Consider the following 1,695-nt stretch of genomic DNA (forward strand, 5'->3'; position numbering starts at 1 on the left):
CGTGATGGACCGCGTCGTCGGCATGGAACTCGGTGCCGACGACTACCTGCCCAAGCCCATCGAGCCGCGCGAGCTGCTGGTGCGGCTGCAGGCCATCCTGCGCCGCACGCGGCCGGTCTCGCTGCGCCTGGGCGTCGCCACGGTGCTGAACTTCGACGGCCTGCAGATCGACCTCGAACGCCGCGAGGCGCGCCGCGACGGCATGGCCGTCGAGCTGACCAGCATGGAGTTCGAGCTGCTCGCGCTGCTGGCGAAGATGCCGGGCAAGGTGTTCTCGCGTGAGGAAATCCTCGAGCAGCTGCGCGGCCAGTCGGCCGACGACCTCGTCACCCGCGCGGTCGACATCCTCGTGAGCCGGCTGCGCAAGAAGCTCGAACCGCTGGACTGCATCAAGACGCTGCGCAACGCGGGCTACCGCTTCGCGGCCGGGCGCACCGGGAACCGCGCCCCATGAACCGCTGGTCGCGGCCGTGGCACCAGGCCCGCCAGCGGGTGAAGCACTCGCTGAAGTGGAAGCTGGTGCGGCTGTTCCTGCTGCTGGCCATCGGCACCACCGTGATCTTCCTGGTCGGCATGAAGGAGGTGGTGCGCCTGGGCTGGCAGGGCTGGGGCCGGCCGCTGCTGTCCGACTACGTCACGCTGCTGGCCGCCGACATCGGCACGCCGCCCGACATCGAGCGCGCGAAGGCGCTGGTCGCGCGGCTGCCGATCTCGCTGCTGATCGACGGGCCGCAGGTGCGATGGGATTCACACCCGGACTCGCACCCGCAGCGCTCGGCGCCGTGGCAGCGCATCCCGTCGCCCGGCAACCCGGAAGGCATGGTGCACATCCGCACGCTGGCCGACGGCCACCGGCTGGTGTTCGGCCTCGCGCCGCCCGGCCCGGCCTCGCACCCGAAGTGGGTCGGCTGGGGCACGCTGACGCTGCTGCTGGTGATCACCTGGCTGGCGTTCGGCCATGTGCGGCGGCTGATGCGCCCGCTGGACGACATCCGCGCCGGCGCGATCCGCTTCGGCCGCGGCGAGTTCGACGAGCCGATCCCGGTGCGCCGCGACGACGAGCTCGGCGAGCTGGCCCGCCAGGTCAACACGATGGCCACCGAGATCCGAGCAATGCTCGATGCCAAGCGCGGGCTGCTGCTGTCCATCAGCCATGAGCTGCGCTCGCCGCTGACGCGGGCGCGGGTGAACGCCGAGCTGGTCGACGACAGCCCGGAGCGCACCGCGCTGCTGCGCGACCTGGCCGAGATGCGCGACCTGGTCAGCGACCTGCTGGAAAGCGAGCGCCTGGCGTCCGGCCATGCCGCGCTGCAGCGCGAGCCGACCGACCTGAATGCGCTGGTCGCCGACACGCTGGCGACACATTTCGCGGGCCAGCCGGTCGGCCGGCAGCTCGCGCCGGGGCTGCCGATGCTGGCGCTCGACCGCGTGCGGCTGCGGCTGCTGCTGCGCAACGCGGTCGACAACGCGCTGCGCCACGCGGCCGACGCGCCACGACCGCCGCTCGTCAGCACCCGGCTCGAGGATGACGGCAGCGTGACGCTCGCCGTGCGCGACCACGGCCCCGGCGTACCGCCGGAGCAGCTGGCGCAGCTCAGCCAGGCCTTCTACCGGCTCGACCGCTCGCGCCAGCGCGCCACCGGCGGCGTCGGCCTCGGGCTGTACCTGTGCCGGCTGGTCGCGCAGGCGCACGGC

2 protein-coding genes are annotated in these 1,695 nt (G+C 72.9%); both read left to right on the forward strand.

The features are described 5' to 3' along the window. Window positions 1–454 (forward strand): response regulator transcription factor (locus AC1D01_RS33555; RefSeq protein WP_477873794.1); only part of this gene is annotated, 454 nt, incomplete at its 5' end. After that, a partial coding sequence (locus AC1D01_RS33560) for a sensor histidine kinase (protein ID WP_477873795.1) occupies window positions 451–1,695 on the forward strand: 1,245 nt, incomplete at its 3' end. The genes AC1D01_RS33555 and AC1D01_RS33560, both read left to right, overlap by 4 nt.

Source organism: Rhizobacter sp. P3_B12 (genome assembly GCF_056402895.1).